Genomic DNA, 17,423 nt, shown 5'->3' on the forward strand with positions numbered 1-17,423 from the left:
GTCTCGCTCGGCGTGATGCTCAATTGAAAACGTACGGGTACATCAGCCCGCCATCGCGATACAACCGGTTCATCCCGCGATCGAGCTTCATGGGGCTGTTCTTTCCGACGTTACGCTCGAACATCTCGCCATAGTTGCCCAGTTGCTTCACGATGTTGTACGCCCAGCGTTCGTCCAGGCCCAAAGCCTTGCCGTTTCCAGGCTCTGTACCCAGGAAACGGGCGATACGCGGGTCATCGGATTTCAGCATGGTGTCCACGTTGGCCTGAGTAATACCCATGTCTTCCGCTGCGATGGGTGCCTGGACGACGAACTTGACGATATCGAACCAACGGTCATCACCATGGCGCACCGATGGCGTCAGCGCTTCGCTGTTGCCGCTGGCGGGAAAAATAATGTAGTCATCTGGATTCTGAGCCTGCGTGGCACGCACGGCGGCCAGAGCTGACGCATCGGTGATCAGACCATCGCAACGTCCGGTAAAAAACGCCTGGCGTGATGCAGCGACGTTGTCAAACAGCACTGTCTTCAAGCCCAAATTGAATTTCCGCGACAGGTCGGCGACCGTGACCTCGTTGGTCGAGCCTGTCTGTACGCAGATCGTAGCGCCCTGCATGTCCTTGGTCTGTGTAATGCCCAGGTCTTTGCGAACCATGAAGGCGTCATATTCGTAGTAGTTGGGATAGGTGAAATTGATGCCGTTGGCATCGCGCCGCAGCGTCCACGAGGTGGTGCGCGGCAGCACATCTATCTGGCCAGTCTGCAGTGCAGTCAGGCGCTGCTGGCCAGTCAGCGGCACGAACCGTACCTTGCTGCCATCGCCCAGGACTGCAATCGCGATGGCACGGCAGGTTTCGGCGTCCAGGCCTTTCCAAATGCCGTCCTTATCGGGCGCCGAAAATCCCGTGGTGCCGTGACCCGAACCGCAGATGACATAGCCGCGTGCACGGATCTGATCCACTGTCGGGCTGTTGCTCATGGCCGGGGTAACCGGTGACGCCGGCTCGGCGGGATCCGCCTTCTGCGAGTGAGACACGTTGGGTAATACGGCTGCGGCAAACAGGACAAACGCGCCCTGAAGCGTACGAATGCGATGCATAGCAATTCCCCTTGCAATGTATAGGTAGACGGGCCATGAAACTCGTAGCGGCTATTGGCCCTGAAAACGGGAGTCAGCGCGCCTGGCTCTCATAGGCAGTCAGAGCATTGCGCAAGTCGTCTTTCAACCCCTGCACGTCTTCCAGGCCTATGGATAACCGCACCACTGGTTGATCTGTTGCAGGATGGTCCCGGCTGGCTTGTAACGCCGCAGGATAATAGGCAGCCAAACTATGCACTCCCCCCCAACTGGCGCCGATGGAGAAGTGCTGCAGCGTATCGAAGAAGCCGTTGAAGGCTGATTCCGGCCCCGGTTTCAGAATCACAGAGAACAAGCAGCCATTAGTACGAAAATCGCGCTTCCAGAGGGTGTGTCCCGCATCGCTTTCCAGCGGCGGATACAGCAAGCGCTCCACTTGCGGTTGTGCCTGTAACCACTGCGCGATGTCCAGGGTGGCAGCGCTCTGCGCCTGTACCCGCAAGGCCAACGTTTCCAATCCCCTGAGCACCAGGAAGCAATCATCCGGACTTACCTGCTGACCCAGGATGCTCTGCGTTTCACGCAGCACGGCATAGTGCTCAGCGTCATTCATACTGATGCTGCCCATCAGTACATCGGAATGACCGCTGAAAAACTTGGTGGCGGCCTCCACACTGAAATCGACGCCATGGGCGAGCGGCTGAAACCCCAGTGGACTGGCCCACGTGTTGTCCATCATCGTCAACACCTTATGACGCCGCGCCACCTCGGCGATGGCGGGGATGTCGGCCATCTCCATCGTGACAGTTCCCGGCGCCTCCATGCAGATCATCCGGGTTGTGGGTCGAATCAGCGCCTCGATCTCCGCCCCCATCGCGGGTGGATAGATCTCGACGTCCACCCCCATATATGCCAGCCACTTTTCAGCGAAAGTCTTGAGCGCGCCATAGCAAGCGGCCGAGACCAGCAAATGATCACCGCCGCGCACAAATCCCATCACCACGGTCATCAATGCGGAAGCGCCAGAGGGCGTGATCACGCAGTGCCGGGCGCCTTCGAGCGCCGCGATGCGCTGTTCCAGCAATCGCGCGGTAGGCGTTCCCGTGATCCCGTAGCTGTAGCCATCGGGCTGGCGTTGCTTGCGGTTGACAAAATCGGCCAACGAGTCGAATACCACCGTGGAGGCACGCTGGATGGCCGGTGACAAGCTGGCGAAATCAGTATTAGAAGGGCTGATGGAGTTCATTTAGTCTATTCGCTGCGCTCAAGAGGTGTTTCGATGAGGCGCAGTTTGATTTGTCGAGCCGATTCGTTCAACAATTGAAATAACTTAGTCAATAAGCAGGACTTATATATGGACATGCGCGAAATCCAGGTCTTCCGAGCCGTCATGCAGGCCGGCACGACCAGCAAAGCCGCCAATTTGCTCGGGATATCGCAGCCGGCCATCAGCCAATCCATTCGCAAGCTGGAGGAATCATCCGGCCTGCGCCTATTCGAACGGGTACGTGGAAGACTGGTCGCCACACCCGAGGCGGGCGCGCTGATGGAGGAAGTCGACCGATGCTTCGCTGGCTTTGAGCTGATCGAACACCGGATCCGCAGCCTCAAGTCCTTTGGCGTAGGCCGCCTGGCCATCGGTTCACTGCCCGCGCTGGGCACGGGGTTCATGCCGCGCGCGATTGCTGCGTTCGGCTTGGTCGATCGCGGACTGCAGATGTCGTTTCAGATCATGAGCTCGCGAGAAGTACTGCGTCAGGTGGCCGCGGGTCAGCTCGATTTTGGTTTGATGGCTGATGAGCTTTCCGTTGCGGGTCTGGAGCATTCGGTATTCCTGCGCACGCCAGGAGTGATCGCCATGCACAGCCGCCATCCCCTGGCGGACAAGAAAATCATCGACGCACGCGACCTTGTGGAACACCCATTCATCGCACTCAATCCAGAGGACGCCAGCCGACGCCGGCTCGAGGCCGCACTTCAGGCGGTTGATCTCAACCTTCGCCCGATGCTGGAGACACCGTATTCGAATTCAGTATGCGAACTCGCCCTCAACGGCGTCGGCATTGGCATGGTGCATCCGATCATGGCGCTCGATTACTTATCTCGCGGCCTGACGATTAAACGTCTATCGTTAGAAATCAGCTTTACCAGTTTGCTCGTATTCCGCTCCGGTACGCCGCTGTCCGGCAATGCCAAAGCGATGCTGAAAGTCATGCGTATCCAGTTGGAAAATGATTTGAAAAAGATGCAGGCTGCCTTGGATTAAGCCAGTCAACCGGGCGACAATGCTCGTCACAGCGCTGAAAGACTTTTCTGCATACCAAACAATGTATCTTCGGTCAGAACCGCACCTTTTGATTTAACGACATCATGCTCCGAGAACTACAGACTTTCATGGCGGTGGTGCGTTACGGCACGTTTGCCAATGCGGCCGCTCACATCGGCCTCACACAGTCCGCGGTCAGTGCTCAAATCCAGCGCTTGGAAGAGGAACTCGGTTATCCCCTTTTTGACCGCACTGGCAGGTCTGCCAATCTCAATAGCAATGGACGTGAGGCTCTCGCTGTTGCAGAAGAGTTGATGTCGGTTTACTCAAAATTTGGACGCAATACGGATGTCCCGAAAACGGGATTGATCCGCATCGGTTCGATTGCGTCTGCGCAGGAAACGTTTCTGGCTGAGGCCCTGGCGGAATTCTGGAAAATCAATCCGGGATACCGGATTCGCATGGTGCCAGGCATATCGCTCAATCTGCTGGGCCAGGTTGATTCTGGTGAGATCGACATAGCAGTGATGCTCAAGCCGCCCTTTGCATTGCCGGCGGACCTGCAATGGCGCGAACTGTACGCCGAGCCGTTTGTCTTGCTGGCCCCGCAAAAGATGCAAGATCGCAGCTGGCAGGATCTACTGCAAACCGAACCATTTATCCGGTACGACCGAGGCTCGTTTGGCGGGCGGCTGGTTGATCAATTTCTGCGGCACGCTCGTTTCACAGTCAGAGAAACCATCGAGCTCGACGAATTGCAGGCCATCGCTCAACTCGTACGTCTGGGAGTAGGAGTCGCCCTGCTGCCTATGAGCGACGCGCTCCGGATACCCAAAGGGGTCACCGCCATCGATCTAGGCGATGCCACTTTTTTCAGGGAAATCGGCTTGGTCGAACGCCCATCTGATCGGAGGCAACCTGTCGCGACCTTGCTGGCGCAACGTATTGCGGAGGCTGCCGTTCGATTTCAGGGCTCGAGCAAGAAAATCAGAACTCTTCCAAAAACCGCATCCGGAATCGACGGCCCTTGATATTGCTGTTGGAAAGACGTGAAAAAGCTTGTTTAGCGATCTGGCGATCCAGCGCTACATACGAACTGAACTCAGTGATGTTGATCTTGCCGACCTGTTCGAACGTCAGGCCGCCGTCACCCGTCAGTGCGCCCAGCAGATCGCCGGGACGCAGTTTGTCTTTCTTGCCGCCCTGTATGCACAGCGTAATCATGGGCGCGCGCAAAGGGCGATCAGCCTTGGCGCGTAGCGACTTGATATCAGCCCACTTCAACGGGGAACCCTGATATTCCTCAATCAGGTTGGCCCAGCGCATTTCGTTGGGGGAACACAGGCTTAACGCCAGCCCCTTCTGATCGCCACGACCGCTGCGGCCGATGCGGTGTACATGGACCTCGGTATCCTTGGTCACATCCACATTGATCACGGCGCCCAGATTCTGGATATCCAGGCCACGAGCGGCGACATCCGTCGCGACCAGTACGGCGCAACTCTGGTTCGCGAACTGGATCAGAATTTCGTCACGCTCTCGTTGTTCCAGATCGCCGTTGAGCGCCTGTGCGTTGATACCCTCGGCCTGCAGGCGTTCGACCAGGTCATGGCTGCGGATCTTGGTATTGCAGAACGCCAGCGTGGATACCGGCCGGAAATGTGCCAGTAGCGTCACGACGGCGTCCAGTCTATTGCCCTCTTCGATCTCGTAGAAAATCTGCTCGATGCGGCTGGCATCATGCTGGGCCTCGACCTTGACCTCGGCCGGATTGCGCAGAAAACGCGCGCTGAGCTTGCGGATGTTCTCGGGATAAGTCGCTGAAAACAGCAAGGTCTGGCGCTTGGTCGGGCAATGCGAGGCAATCGCGACGATATCATCGTAGAACCCCATGTCCACCATGCGATCGGCCTCGTCCAGCACCAGGGTATTCAGACCTGACAGATCCAGGCTGCCGCGTTGCAAGTGATCCTGGATGCGACCCGGTGTGCCCACCACCAGATGTGCCCCGCGGGCAAGCGACTCCGCCTGGGGGCGCGCAGCAGCACCGCCGCATAGGGTCAGAACTTTGACATTGGGGATCTGACGGGCCAATCGGCGCAGCTCCTGCGCCACTTGATCGGCCAGCTCACGTGTGGGGCATAGCACCAGCGATTGCGGGGTCAGCCGATTCACATCCAGCTTTTGTAACACGCCCAGGCCGAACGCCGCGGTCTTGCCGCTGCCGGTTTTAGCTTGCGCGATCAGGTCGCGGCCTTCGAGGATGAGCGGCAGGCTCTGTGCCTGAATGGGCGTCATCTGTTCGAAACCCAGGCCTTGCAGGTTGTCCAGCAAGGCGGGCAAGAGGGGCAGAGAGGAGAAAGAAGCGTTGGTCACAATAAGGGGCGAAAAAGCTGAATTGACCGACAGTGTATGCGCTCGTGGGCTTTTCTGTATTCAGCAGGCCAACGCTCCAGCGCCTGGGCAAGGCGAATCCCCAAGGCGTCACTGCTGCGGCACGTGTGCCTTCTGGACGATGCGCTGCCACAACGCGATTTCCTTTTTCTGAAATTCGTGCATTTGCGCCGGGCCGCCTGTCATGGGAATCGCCCCCAGGCGTTCGTAAAACTCCTGTATCTCCTTGGTCTTTGAGATCGTTGTGAACAGCTCGGCCAGTTTGGCCGTTTCCGCGGCTGGGGTCTTGGCGCTGACCATGGCGCCGACCCAGGTATAGGCCTCAAACCCGGGCAAACCCGCCTCGGCCGCGGTCGGCACGTCGGCAGAGGTACCCACCCTCCGGTTGGCGGCTACGGCTAATGCCCTTACCTTGCCACTCTTGGCCAGTTCTTGCACCGCCGTCACTTCGGCAAAGGTATAGCCTACCGTATCGGACGCGACAGCCGTAATAGCATCGCCCGCGCCCTTGAACGGAACGTAGACCGTCTTTATACCGGCAACGTCGTTGAACAATTCGCCCATCAACTGATAACCCGCCGACCCAGCGCCGAAATTCACCTTGCCAGGATTCTCGCGCGCGTAGCGGATCAGTTCCTGTAGCGTGGAATAAGGGGCCTTGGGGCTGGCAGCGAGCATTGCCGGCGAACGCATCATCATCGTCAACGGCGCGAAATCCTTAAGGGGATCGTAGGGCAGCGCTTTAAACAAGGCGGCGTTCACGGCCAGGGTTGAATTACTGCCGATGAATACGGTGTAGCCGTCAGGGGCTGCAGAAAGCACGCTCTTGACGGCAATGAAACCATTGGCACCGGGTTTGTTCTCGACTACCACCGGCTGGCCGGTGAGTTCCTGCAATTGACGGGCGAAATATCGAGCCGACGTATCAGTGCCGCTGCCTGGTCCGAATGGCACAACGAATTTGATGGGCCGATCTGGAAACGTCTGCGCGAAGGCGCGAGGCGTGTGGCCGGCCAGACCGGCCAGCGTCAGGCCCAGCATGGCCGATAGAAGCAGTCGTCGTTGCATGGCGTGTCTCCGTGGTATGGCGAGGACTGCGTGGAATGCGCCCTCAACCTTTATTGCCGTGCGTATTGCCACGGAGACTCTATGCCGCCCAATTATCGGTGTCTAATATTTAAAAACTCAGCCTCGATAATGTTTTTATATTGCTTCGTGTCAGTCACGGTAGCTCGTCCTCACAATCTCCGCAGCTTTAACTAGCAGTGAAGCGGTTCAGACACAGGCCGGACACCAACTCTGGCTGAAAAGCGCAGCAAATAACCGTCTGGATCTTGCACCAGGAACTGACGGACTCCCAATTCAATGTTATCGCTGCGGTACCACCACTCCTGCGGCTCGCGATACAAGGGCCATTTGGCAGCGGCCAGCTTGTCCAACAAAGAGTCGATCGACGCCACATTGATCTCGAAATTGATACCTCGACCCAGCGGCGGTTCAAGAGGGCCGGTGATCCAGTAATCGTCACCTCGGACTTCGACCAGCATGAACTGTGCGCCATCCCGATTCAGATAAATAAAACCGTCTTCTTCGCGGCGATACGCCGTTTCAAAGCCGCACACGTCTATCCAGAATGCCAGACTACGCGGCAAATCGCTTACCAACAACTCCGGCACCATTTGGGCACGCTGCAGTTCTTCCATTATGTGTTCCATTTACGCTTGCCTACACTACTGTAAACCAACCGCCAGTCGCGAGCCCGGCATGCACAGGCCAGGATGCCACTTATCGACAAATGCTGGAAACAGGTGGAAAATCGCCTTCCTCCTGATTGGAAACACGAGCGGCAGAGAAATATTGATGCGCAAACAGATGCTGGCTGTTTTTCTCGGGCTGAGTGCTACCTCGGCTTGTCATGCTGACATGACCCGCACCTGGGCGATGTCAGGCTCTGACCTGGCGCTTGCATTGGAAGGCAAAATGCCCACTCAATTTCACGAGGGTGAGGCACAGCGTCAATTTTCGAGCGCGTATGGGCAAGCCTATATCCTCGGTGTGGCTGACGACACACGCGGCAAGCGTTGGTGTTCCAGCACCGGCATCCTGCCACACGAGATGGCAGATCGCGTCCATACCTATCTGTCGGGCCTGTCGACCGAACAGCTACGTGGCAATGCGGCCTCGCTTGTGGGCGAGGCCTTGCAGAAAGAGCTGCCCTGCTCGCAGCGCTGAGATCGTCCGGACAAATAATCGCTACCGGCCTCGCGTCATCGATTCCAGAACACCGTCACGCCGTATCCAGCCATGGAACAAAGCAGCAGCCAGATGCAGCAGTACTGTGGCAAACAACAAAAACGCGAGATACCGATGCGCGCCCCGCAACCAGGCAAATAACGAAGCATCGGTCGGCGCAATAGGAGGCAGCTGCCAACTGCCCACCATCACCGGATAACCGCCGGCGGACACCATTGCCCAGCCGATCAACGGCATTGCGAACATCAAGACGTACAACAGGATATGCGATCCCAACGCTGCCACGCGCTGCCAGGCCGGAATATCCGCCGGCAAGGCCGGGACGCCATAAACAAGACGTCTACCCAGGCGCAGGCACACCAACGCCAACAGAGCCAGTCCCAAAGGTTTATGAATCTGCATCAGCCATTGATGCCGTTCCGAAACGGAGGCCACCATGCCTACGCCGATAAACAACATCGCCACAATCCCGATGGCCATCAACCAATGCAACAGGCGAGCAAAAAAGCTGAATTTAGCGGGTGCTCGGTGAGTGGGATAAACAGAAAAGTTCATTGCGCGCGCTCCGGTTGACTGGAATGAGATGGGGCCAGCGCGCTCTGAGGCGGCCCCTCACTGGTACGACGCTCGTAAGACGAAGCATAGGCTGCAGAACGCGCCGGCAACAGCGGGTCATCGGAAATCGCAATGCCGCGTGGCAATACGGTCGGATCGTAGTTCACGTCACGGCACGGGCCGTCGTCTTGCTGCGCGCTGCGAGTTATCACCACAGTGCCAGCATCGACAGTGGGCCGATCTGCCGGCCACTGTTTGGTCGCATCGTCAGTAGGATCCCCGGCAGCCCCCAGTGTCACGACCAAACGCCAGCGCAAAGGCCCCTGTTCCAAGCGCCTCTGCAGGTCGCCCTGCAAATAGTTGGCGTCATGTTGCGGCTGGGCGGCTGGCGCGGCCTCAGCGCCCAAAGGCTCCAGATGCCAGCGCACGGCTTGCCGCTTGCCCTGCGCATCGACAAAGTAAAAGGCATTCAGGCCGTAATAGCTTTCCGTCGCATAGCTGGCCGATGGTTTTGCGGTCTTGACCCACGCCAGAAAGGCCCCTGCCTCGGGATGCGCGGCGAAAAACGCCCCCATGCGCTTTGGATCCGGCTTGTGCGTATTCGGGTCGGGCCGAGCAGCAAGCTGCTGGTCATAGAACGCTTGCGGAGTGGCCAGCGGAAATACCGGCATGCTGTTCATTCCGGTGCGCCACTGCTCGCCATTCGGCGAGGTGAACTGCAGAGCAAAGCTGCGGATAGGAACACTGGAGTCCGGGGCATAGGGATTGCCGCCGGGTAGCGCCAACCGCCCTATTACCGGGGTATTGCCGCGCTCGAACAGGGCTGCCGTGGACAGGGCATGCGCCGCGCCATTGCTTTCAAAATGACCAACGACACAGACGCCTTTTGCGTGATTACGCCGAAAGCCTGCGTGAACGCCGCTATTGGCCTCCAGCGCATCTACCACCCGGTCCGGAGTCAAACGATCCGGGTCCAGCCAGCCGCCTACATAGGCAAAAGCCGTGCCGGAAACCACTACGATAGCGCCGATTGCGGCAAGGCGAAGACAGGTTTGCCGGGCATTGAGCGGCCGGGCGTCGCGTTCAGATCCTTGGTGCATGAGAGTCCTTGCCCTGGGGCGTCGAATACCCCTGTAGGACGGCAAGCTAAAAAATTTATTCCGTGAGGGAATAAACTCACGGGAGCGGCGTCTCACGACATTAGCCTGTCAATCTTTGACGCCACGGGTGCAGCGCCTGGACGGGAACAGCGTGGCCGTTCCTTCTCTCTCCGCGCCCTCTTCCCCGGTTTGATACGGGGTTTATTGAGGCATTTGATGAATCAGCCGGTACGCATGCCGATACACGAAGCGTTACCCTCCGATGATGACGCGATAGAGGCGGACGAATTGTCCGATGCCGTCGTACGCCAGCTATTGCCTCGGCTGCGGCGATTTGCGCTGCATTTGACGCGTGATCCCGTCTCTTCTGACGATCTGGTGCAATCCGCGCTGGAAAGAGCCCTGACGCGCTGGCCCAGCCGCCGCCCACAAGGCAACGTACGTGCTTGGTTGTTCACCATTCTGTACCGCCAGTTTCTGGATTCCCAACGGCGGTCGCGCCGTTATGCGCGGCTACTCGACTGGTTCACCGGATCCGAGGCAGCAGTGCCATCGGCAGAACGGACGGCGATTGCACGCGCTTCGCTGGATGCCTTCGAACGCTTGCCCGAAGCGCAACGTACCTTGTTGTGGCTGATTTGTGTGGAGGGCCTGAGCTACAAGGTCGTCGCTGACATGTTCGACGTCCCGCTAGGTACTGTGATGTCTCGACTGTCCCGCGCACGCAGGGCGTTGCGCGATTTGCATGAAGGCCGGGACGGTGAGTCCCACCTGAGGATCTTGAAATGAACGAACGCTCTATCGACGATCTGGCGCGTAACGCGTTTGTGGATGGCCAACTTGATCCCGCACAACGGCAAGCCGTGCAAGCCTATCTGCGGGAACATCCTGAAGAATCGCAAGAACTCGACGCCTGGCAGCGCGATACGCAGCGGCTGCGCGCAATGGGTAGCCACGATAGCCTGCCGCCGAATCCCGCCTTGGACCCCACGGCAGTACGCGCTCGGCTGCGCACCCGCTCACGGCGCCGCCTGGCGATGGCGGCCAGCCTCGTCATGGCGCTGGCGATCGGCGGCGTCACTGGCTGGAGCGCGCGCGACACGGCGGTAGTTGCCAACCGCCCACTGCCCATGCAGGATGCCATGCAAGCCTATCGTTTGTTTGCTTCAGCGGATGCTCCGCAACCCGATGTGCGCGCCGATACCGCAGATCTGCAAGGCTGGCTGGACGAATATTTTGCTAACGCCGAACGCCTGCCTAATCTGAGCGCCAGCGGCTTTCAGCCCGTTGCGGCTCGCCTACTGGCAACCGATCAAGGGCCCGCCGCAATCGTGATTTACGACAATGCAGGACAGCGTGCGACGTTCTACATCCGCCCACCAGGGCCCGGCAAACAGTTTCTGCCACGAGGCAGTCGGCGCGATGGGGATCTGCTGGCTCGGTATTGGTCGGGACAGGGATACAACTATGCATTGGTGACTGCGGGTGATGGCGCAGCGGACGAAGTCCTGCCACCGTCGAACGCGGTGCGCAGCTAGGCGACGAAAATCCACGTGTAATGGCCAACACCTCGGCGTACGCTTCAGCGGCCCGGACGGCGTGATTTTGCGCGCGTAGACGTGGCCAATGGTGCGAGATGCGAGGCAATGAAATCTATGAATATCTTTGCCCTGATCGGCAGATGACGTCCGAATCCATGCACCACCTGCAGGGGAACGGGCATGAGCGGCAAGTGCGTCAATACAAGACATAGTCTTCCACTGTCGAGGTCATCCTGTACTGTCGTTTTCAGGATTTGCGCAATGCCTTGTCCATTGACCGCCGCGATGCGCATCGCCTGCCCGCTATCGGCGTCGAACATCCCGTCGATTGGGACGCGCTCTCCCTTGGCCAACATGATGGGCAACACCTGGCCATCTAGTCGATAACGCACATGGCGATGTGCGGCGAGATCGGCAACCGTTTGCGGCTCACCATGCCGAGCGAGATATTGCGGGGATGCGACGAGCACCAGCGGCAAGTCGATCAGCTTGCGGGCGTGCAATCCACTATCCATCATCGTGCCAACTCTCAATGCCAGATCAAACCCCTCCCGGATCAGATCGACATATCGATCGCTCAGGCTGACATCGAGCGCCAAGGCCGGATGATGAGGCATGAGCCGCGAGGTGATAGGCTCTAGCAATAAACGCCCGAGATCGACCGGCATGCTCACTCGCAATGTCCCGACCGCAGTATTTGGCGTTTTTAGCTCCGCGCCGGCCTCTTCCAAGCCCCGCACCAACGGAGCGACGCGCTCGTAATAGGCCTGCCCATCGCCAGTCAAAACAAAAGCGCGGGTCGAGCGCTGAAACAATCGGACGCCCAAGCGCTGTTCCAGCCTGGCGATGCTTTTCGATACAGCAGACGGCGTAGTACCCAGCAGCCTGGCTGCACCTGTAAATGAACCGGCCTCGACTGACCGGACAAATGCCGAGAGGCCGTGAAAGTGTTCGACCGCCATTGATGACTATCCGGCACAAATGAAAACACCATTGTAGGACTATTACGTCCAATTTTTCCAAACTACATTGGCTTCACTCATCTCGTGCCTAAAGGAAAATTTGACGTGAACAAACTGACAGATAAAGTCGCCATCATCACTGGCGGCAACAGCGGTATCGGCCTTGCCACCGCGCGGCTCTTCATCGACGAAGGCGCACACGTAGTGATCGTCGGACGCCGGCGCGATGCGGTCGATGAGACTGTCGCAGAACTCGGGCCGAGAGCCCTGGGCGTCACTGGCGATCTAGCCGACCTCGCCACACATGACAGCGTTGCAGAGTTCGTGGCCGAACGCTTTGGCGGCGCTGACATCTATATGGCAAACGCGGGCGTCAACACGATTACGCCTTCGAGCGCAGTCGGAATCCAAGAGTACGACGCTCAGTTCGATACCAACACTCGAGCCGTATTTTTCGGCGTCCAGAAGATCGCGCCGCTGATGCGTAACGGTGGCGTGATCCTGCTGACAAGTTCGATAGCGAGCGGCAAGGTCCTGGAGGGACACGCCGTCTATGCCGGGACAAAGGCTGCGATTGAAGCCTTTGCACGCAGTTGGGCGCTGGAATTCAAGGACCGCGGCATCAGAGTGAACGTCATTAGTCCTGGACCGGTCGATACGCCAATTCTCGCGAAGCTGGGCATTGCCTCAGCCGATCGGCCAGCGTTTGAGGCGGGGGTTGCGCAGGCGATTCCGCTGGGGCGTTTGGGGCGTCCGGAGGAGCTGGCGCGGGCTGCGTTATTCCTGGCTAGTAATGATGGGAGCTTCATTACAGGAGTTGCGCTGAATGTTGACGGAGGGATTGCGTTAACTTAAAAGTCGAGTAAAGCGGGCGCAGTATCGCCCCCCTCGCCTATCGTGATAGACGTCACGCCCTCAATCCCCCGACTGCGTCAGCATGGAACGAGGCAGATTGATCAAAAAATCCGCCAATCCTTTGGAGCTCTGTGACAGACTGATGTGATGCGACATTTTCTCCTGAGCGAGCATCGCGTCGCCCGCCAGAATCGCTTGTAATAACTCCTCGTGCTGGTCGTACGACTCACGCAACCGACCCACCGCGGTGAAGGCATGCTTTAAATAGGCGCCAGTGCGCGCGCGCAACCGTAGCAGTTCTTGGCGCAAATACGGGTTGCGGCATCCTTTGTACAGCACCTCGTGAAAGTCGTGATTCGCCTGACGCCAGCCGTCTGCGTCTTCCGCTTCGATCACCGCTGCCGCCTCGGCATGGACTCGTGCCAACTCGGCACGCTCTTGCGGCGTCATCCGCTGACAAGCCATGCGGGCGGCCACGGCCTCCATTTCCCCCAGCAGTTCCCACACGGCCAGCAGCTCTTGCACGTCCATTTTGGCGACAGTCATGCCGTTGCGCGGCAAGCTGTTCAGCATACCTTGGACTTTCAACTGCAATAGCGCCTCGCGCACCGGTGTGCGCGACACGTTGAACTGCGCTGCCAATTCATTTTCATCTATGGCGTCGCCAGGCAAAAGAACGCCGTTCCGGATGTCGTCCTCGATAGCCAGGCGGATTTGTTCGCTGATTTTCACGTTTATGAATACATACAAACACTGATATAGAAAAATTATAAAGTGATTTATAAATATATTTATGATATCGGAAAATACATGAACAGATCACCCAATCGCCCCCTCGCTGGTGTGAAGTCGGCTCAGACTCCGTACCTGGAGGACGGCATAATTGCTGCGTTGCAGCATACCCTCTCTCTCCAGCACATCGTTGCCAGCGAGGCCGAGTGCGCGAATATCGCCAGATCTTTGCGGCGGATCTCTCCGCGCGACGGTGATGTACCGCCGAGGAAATCGGCGTGACACAGACCGCTTTTCGAACCCCAGCAGGACTGCCCTCCAGCATTGGCGCCTTGCGGGCCTTGTTGCGCGACGGCGAACTGACCGTATCCGAAGCACTGGCCGTCCAGCAGCAAGCGTTGCGCGAAGATCGCTGGCATTGTGTCGCGCACATACCGGATTTGCCCAAAGTACGGCAGGATGCGTCATTGCCTCTCGCCGGCGTGGGCGTAGCGCATAAAGATATCTTTGTCCTGCCGGATCGGCTCCCCGGCTGCGGCGCGGATGGTCCGCCATCAGGATGGTCGGCAAGGCGGCACGCAACCGTCGTGCAACGCCTGACGAATGCAGGAGCCCCTCCGTTGGCAATGTTGGGCATGGCGCCATTCGCCAGCGGAGCAACCGCCGAGAACAGCGCGTATCCGCCTATGCGCAATCCGATCGATCCCGTTGCGGCCGTGGGCGGCTCGTCCAGCGGGTCAGGCGTCGCCGTGGCGGCCGGATTGTGTTACGCCTCTCTAGGTACCGATACGGCAGGCTCGGTACGCATGCCGGCCGCGACCTGCGGCATAGTAGGGCTGAAAACCACCCATGGCCTGATTCCCACGCAAGGCGTGGCGCCACTGGCCTCTTCACTGGACACAGTAGGACTGCTGGCGCGCAGCGGTCCGGATCTGATGGTAACCCTGAGCTGTGCATTGACCGCCGTTCAAGCGCGCAAACTGCATGCCACCTATGACGCGGCACAACGCGACGGTTTGCGCATCGCGGTGAGCTGGACACATGCGAATCCGACCGGTGACCTTGCGCCCGGTGTCGCGCAAGCGCTGGACTCATTGGCCTGCGCACTAAACGTTCCAGCAGAGCGTTCGATAAAAGATTTGCGCGAATTGCAGCGTTTGGCAGAAATATCACTGTATGCCGAAGCAGCCAGCGTTCATGCACCAGCCCTGCGTGCCAACACACAGCTGCCCGGCCTGGTTCGCAACCTGGCGCTGACAGGCTCAACCATACCGGTCATTTGGTACCTGAATGCCCGGCGCGAGCAGCCAAGCCGATGCCGGGAATTCCTGGGCACTGCGTTGGCCGATGCCGACATCCTGCTCACCCCTGCCCTGCCGCGCGGCGTACCAGACAGCGGACTTGTCACGACGACATCTGCCGACTTTCAACCACGCGAGCTCGTGGCGATGTTCAGTTGGATGTCCTTTGTGAATTACCTGGGTTTACCCGCCATCGTTCTGCCCATTGCTTGCGATATAGGCGGACGGCCGATTTCGGTCCAGGCGATCGCCCGTCCGGGCAAGGAGGGGCTGCTGATCGCATGGGCACAGCAGGTAGAACAACGTTGGCCAGACGCCTTTTCATCTCTGTCCACTTCAAATAAAGAAAGAAACCAGACATGCCTCAAATAACTGCATCAAAAGCCTTGCAGCGTTTCCGTGTGCTGGACTTATCGCGTGTGCGCGCAGGCCCGACTTGTGTACGTATGCTGGCCGACTTCGGGGCCGATGTGATCCGAGTCGAACCGCCGGCGGGCATAGACCCCAATGAGGCCATGTTCGCAGCTGACCGGTGGAGCGGCGACTTTCAAAATTTAAACCGCAACAAACGATCGTTGACCTTGAATCTCAAGACTGCCGAAGGTCGGGAGGTGCTCAAGCGTCTGGTCGCTGGTGCCGACGTACTGGTGGAGAACTGGCGTCCCGATGTCAAAGCACGCCTGGGTGTGGATTATGAGTCATTGCGATCGATCAATCCTCGCATCATTCTGGCCAGCATCTCCGGATTCGGCCAAGATGGTCCGTATGCCAAGCGGCCAGGGTTCGATCAGATCATCCAAGGTATGGGCGGTCTGATGTCGGTTACGGGTCTTCCCGGACAAGGCCCAGTGCGCGCGGGTTTGGCCGTGGCTGACTCCAGCGCCGGTCTATACGCGGCGCTCGGCATATTGACGGCATTGCTCGAACGCGAACAGTCCGGGCAAGGGCAATGGCTGCATACCTCCTTGCTCCATGCACAGATTGCGATGATGGATTTCCAAGGAGCGCGGTATCTCAATGACGGGGACGTCCCTCGCCAGGAAGGCAACGACCATCCGACCAGCAGTCCGATGGGCCTGTTTCACGCGAAAGACGGTCAATTCAACTTGGGGGCATCGGGCGAAGGCAATTGGAAGCGTTTTTGCGAGGCAATCGGACACACCGAATGGATGGACGATCCCGAATTCGAAAATGAAAAGCTGCGCGTGAAGCATCGTCAACGCTTGAATCAAATGATCCAGGCCGTTTTCATGACGGCGACGGTGGCCGACTGGGTCCAACGGTTGAACGCCGCAGGCGTCCCTGCGGGCCCCGTGTATTCAGTGCCGCAAATGTTCGAGGACGAACAGGTCCGGCATCTAGGGGTAGCCAAGACCGTAGCCGCCTGGCAGGGAGGGCAGCGCACCATGATTACGCAGCCGGTCACGCTCGCACGCACGCCGGCCGACATCGCCCGCACGGCGCCTGGGTGGGGTGAGCACACCGATGAAGTATTGCGCGAGATTGGCTACGACGAGCAGGACATTGAGGCACTGCGCGGCGCAGGCGCCGTCTGAGCGGGAGGTGACCAAGATGAGTTCAATGCATACCCAGGCCGGGCATTTGAAAGTCGACGAGGTACACGGCATTGTCACGATCCGTATCTGCAACACGACGCGATTTAATGCAATGTCGCTCTCGATGTGGGAACAGATGGCTAGGATCGTCGCACAAGCGGAACGCTCAACAACTACCCGAGCGCTGGTGTTGACCGGCGAAGGTGACCGTGCATTTATGTCGGGGGCAGACATTTCCGAGTTCGGCACGTTACGCAATGATCCCGAGCAGATCGCGCGTTATGGTTTGGCGGTGAACAATGCCCAGAATGCGCTCAGTGAGACACGGCATCCGACTATTGCCGTGATTCGCGGCATCTGCATGGGCGGAGGCATGGGTCTGTCGTTGGCATGCGATCTGCGGTATTGCACGGATGATTCACGTTTTCGCATGCCGGCAGCCAAGTTGGGATTAGGTTATGCCCGCGCTGGTGTGCAACGGATGCGCGAAGTCCTGGGCAGTGCCCGCACCACAGAGCTCTTTATGACCGCCCGCACCTTTGACGGTATCGAAGCCGCCCGTATTGGAATGGTGCATGAAGTATTTGCTCGCACGGATTTCGATCAAATCGTAGCCGAGCGTATTGCCGCAGTGTCTGGCAATGCGCCGTTGACGATAAGAGCAGCCAAGCTGGCATTACGTCATCTGGCGGGAGGCGAGCACGCGCCGTCGAGCAGCGAGGTCGACGCCGCCACCGACGCCTGTTTTTTGAGTCAGGATTACCAAGAAGGGCAACAAGCCTTTCGCGACAAGCGCCCTCCAGAGTTCAAAGGGCGATAGCGTTCAATAT

The 17,423-nt window shown here is 58.5% G+C and carries 18 protein-coding genes; 9 read left to right on the forward strand and 9 right to left on the reverse strand.

Going from position 1 to position 17,423, the window contains the following annotated elements:
* Nucleotides 1-19: 19 nt before the first annotated feature.
* Together CAL20_RS19975 and metC are read right to left on the reverse strand one after the other, a co-directional pair.
* The gene (locus CAL20_RS19975; RefSeq protein WP_218830720.1) at nucleotides 20-1,099 is read right to left on the reverse strand and encodes an amino acid ABC transporter substrate-binding protein; all 1,080 of its coding nucleotides are present in this window, start codon (nucleotides 1,097-1,099) and stop codon (nucleotides 20-22) included.
* A gap of 73 nt (nucleotides 1,100-1,172) precedes the next feature.
* A complete protein-coding gene (gene metC / locus CAL20_RS19980) occupies nucleotides 1,173-2,324 on the reverse strand; it encodes a cystathionine beta-lyase (RefSeq protein WP_094822813.1) in 1,152 nt (383 codons plus the stop codon).
* Nucleotides 2,325-2,432: 108 nt separating this feature from the next.
* Between metC and CAL20_RS19985 the strand changes: the two genes are divergently transcribed.
* Nucleotides 2,433-3,344 carry a LysR substrate-binding domain-containing protein gene (locus CAL20_RS19985; RefSeq protein WP_094822814.1) on the forward strand — a complete coding sequence of 304 codons (912 nt, stop codon included), beginning with the start codon at nucleotides 2,433-2,435 and terminating at the stop codon, nucleotides 3,342-3,344.
* A 104-nt stretch (nucleotides 3,345-3,448) separates the two neighbouring features.
* On the forward strand, nucleotides 3,449-4,375 hold the full coding sequence (locus CAL20_RS19990; protein ID WP_094822815.1) for a LysR family transcriptional regulator: 927 nt from the start codon (nucleotides 3,449-3,451) through the stop codon (nucleotides 4,373-4,375).
* Here CAL20_RS19990 and dbpA read toward each other — a convergent pair.
* The 3 genes from dbpA to CAL20_RS20005 all read right to left on the reverse strand — a co-directional run bounded on the left by dbpA (nucleotide 4,332) and on the right by CAL20_RS20005 (nucleotide 7,453).
* Nucleotides 4,332-5,720, reverse strand: coding sequence for an ATP-dependent RNA helicase DbpA (dbpA, locus tag CAL20_RS19995; protein WP_094838769.1), 1,389 nt, complete (start codon nucleotides 5,718-5,720; stop codon nucleotides 4,332-4,334). The two genes, CAL20_RS19990 and dbpA, sit on opposite strands and share 44 nt — an antisense overlap.
* 108 nt (nucleotides 5,721-5,828) lie before the next feature.
* Nucleotides 5,829-6,806 (reverse strand): Bug family tripartite tricarboxylate transporter substrate binding protein, encoded by a 978-nt coding sequence (locus CAL20_RS20000; RefSeq protein ID WP_094838770.1) that lies wholly within the window; start codon nucleotides 6,804-6,806, stop codon nucleotides 5,829-5,831.
* A gap of 191 nt (nucleotides 6,807-6,997) precedes the next feature.
* Entirely contained in the window at nucleotides 6,998-7,453 is a 456-nt protein-coding gene (locus tag CAL20_RS20005; RefSeq protein WP_179266706.1) for a bleomycin resistance protein, read from the reverse strand.
* A 145-nt stretch (nucleotides 7,454-7,598) separates the two neighbouring features.
* Here CAL20_RS20005 and CAL20_RS20010 point away from each other — a divergent pair, with 145 nt between their 5' ends.
* The gene (locus tag CAL20_RS20010; RefSeq protein WP_094822818.1) at nucleotides 7,599-7,970 is read left to right on the forward strand and encodes a Rap1a/Tai family immunity protein; all 372 of its coding nucleotides are present in this window, start codon (nucleotides 7,599-7,601) and stop codon (nucleotides 7,968-7,970) included.
* 21 nt (nucleotides 7,971-7,991) lie between these two features.
* On the opposite strand, the gene CAL20_RS20015 is transcribed toward CAL20_RS20010, so the two are convergent.
* Both CAL20_RS20015 and CAL20_RS20020 read right to left on the reverse strand, forming a co-directional pair.
* Entirely contained in the window at nucleotides 7,992-8,546 is a 555-nt protein-coding gene (locus CAL20_RS20015; protein ID WP_094822819.1) for a cytochrome b, read from the reverse strand.
* The gene (locus CAL20_RS20020; RefSeq protein ID WP_094822820.1) at nucleotides 8,543-9,646 is read right to left on the reverse strand and encodes a catalase family peroxidase; all 1,104 of its coding nucleotides are present in this window, start codon (nucleotides 9,644-9,646) and stop codon (nucleotides 8,543-8,545) included. The genes CAL20_RS20015 and CAL20_RS20020 overlap by 4 nt, the downstream gene beginning before the upstream one ends.
* Before the next feature lie 234 nt (nucleotides 9,647-9,880).
* Between CAL20_RS20020 and CAL20_RS20025 the strand changes: the two genes are divergently transcribed.
* Both CAL20_RS20025 and CAL20_RS20030 read left to right on the forward strand, forming a co-directional pair.
* Nucleotides 9,881-10,435 carry a sigma-70 family RNA polymerase sigma factor gene (locus tag CAL20_RS20025; protein WP_373558313.1) on the forward strand — a complete coding sequence of 185 codons (555 nt, stop codon included), beginning with the start codon at nucleotides 9,881-9,883 and terminating at the stop codon, nucleotides 10,433-10,435.
* Entirely contained in the window at nucleotides 10,432-11,184 is a 753-nt protein-coding gene (locus tag CAL20_RS20030) for an anti-sigma factor family protein (RefSeq protein ID WP_094822822.1), read from the forward strand. The genes CAL20_RS20025 and CAL20_RS20030 overlap by 4 nt, the downstream gene beginning before the upstream one ends.
* A gap of 44 nt (nucleotides 11,185-11,228) precedes the next feature.
* On the opposite strand, the gene CAL20_RS20035 is transcribed toward CAL20_RS20030, so the two are convergent.
* Nucleotides 11,229-12,149 carry a LysR family transcriptional regulator gene (locus CAL20_RS20035; protein ID WP_094822823.1) on the reverse strand — a complete coding sequence of 307 codons (921 nt, stop codon included), beginning with the start codon at nucleotides 12,147-12,149 and terminating at the stop codon, nucleotides 11,229-11,231.
* Nucleotides 12,150-12,254: 105 nt separating this feature from the next.
* Here CAL20_RS20035 and CAL20_RS20040 point away from each other — a divergent pair, with 105 nt between their 5' ends.
* Nucleotides 12,255-13,004: an SDR family NAD(P)-dependent oxidoreductase gene (locus CAL20_RS20040; RefSeq protein WP_094822824.1), complete on the forward strand. Its 750-nt coding sequence runs from the start codon at nucleotides 12,255-12,257 to the stop codon at nucleotides 13,002-13,004.
* A 60-nt stretch (nucleotides 13,005-13,064) separates the two neighbouring features.
* Here CAL20_RS20040 and CAL20_RS20045 read toward each other — a convergent pair whose 3' ends face one another.
* Nucleotides 13,065-13,736: a GntR family transcriptional regulator gene (locus CAL20_RS20045; RefSeq protein WP_094822881.1), complete on the reverse strand. Its 672-nt coding sequence runs from the start codon at nucleotides 13,734-13,736 to the stop codon at nucleotides 13,065-13,067.
* A gap of 278 nt (nucleotides 13,737-14,014) precedes the next feature.
* Here CAL20_RS20045 and CAL20_RS20055 point away from each other — a divergent pair, with 278 nt between their 5' ends.
* The 3 genes from CAL20_RS20055 to CAL20_RS20065 are packed head-to-tail and all read left to right on the forward strand — an operon-like array spanning nucleotide 14,015 to nucleotide 17,413.
* A complete protein-coding gene (locus CAL20_RS20055) occupies nucleotides 14,015-15,409 on the forward strand; it encodes an amidase (protein WP_094822826.1) in 1,395 nt (464 codons plus the stop codon).
* The gene (locus CAL20_RS20060) at nucleotides 15,397-16,593 is read left to right on the forward strand and encodes a CaiB/BaiF CoA transferase family protein (RefSeq protein ID WP_094822827.1); all 1,197 of its coding nucleotides are present in this window, start codon (nucleotides 15,397-15,399) and stop codon (nucleotides 16,591-16,593) included. Before CAL20_RS20055 ends, CAL20_RS20060 begins: the two co-directional genes overlap by 13 nt.
* A gap of 16 nt (nucleotides 16,594-16,609) precedes the next feature.
* Nucleotides 16,610-17,413 (forward strand): enoyl-CoA hydratase, encoded by an 804-nt coding sequence (locus tag CAL20_RS20065; RefSeq protein WP_094822828.1) that lies wholly within the window; start codon nucleotides 16,610-16,612, stop codon nucleotides 17,411-17,413.
* Nucleotides 17,414-17,423: the final 10 nt, after the last annotated feature.

Source organism: Bordetella genomosp. 4, from assembly GCF_002261185.1.
Taxonomy (GTDB): Bacteria; Pseudomonadota; Gammaproteobacteria; order Burkholderiales; family Burkholderiaceae_B; genus Bordetella_A.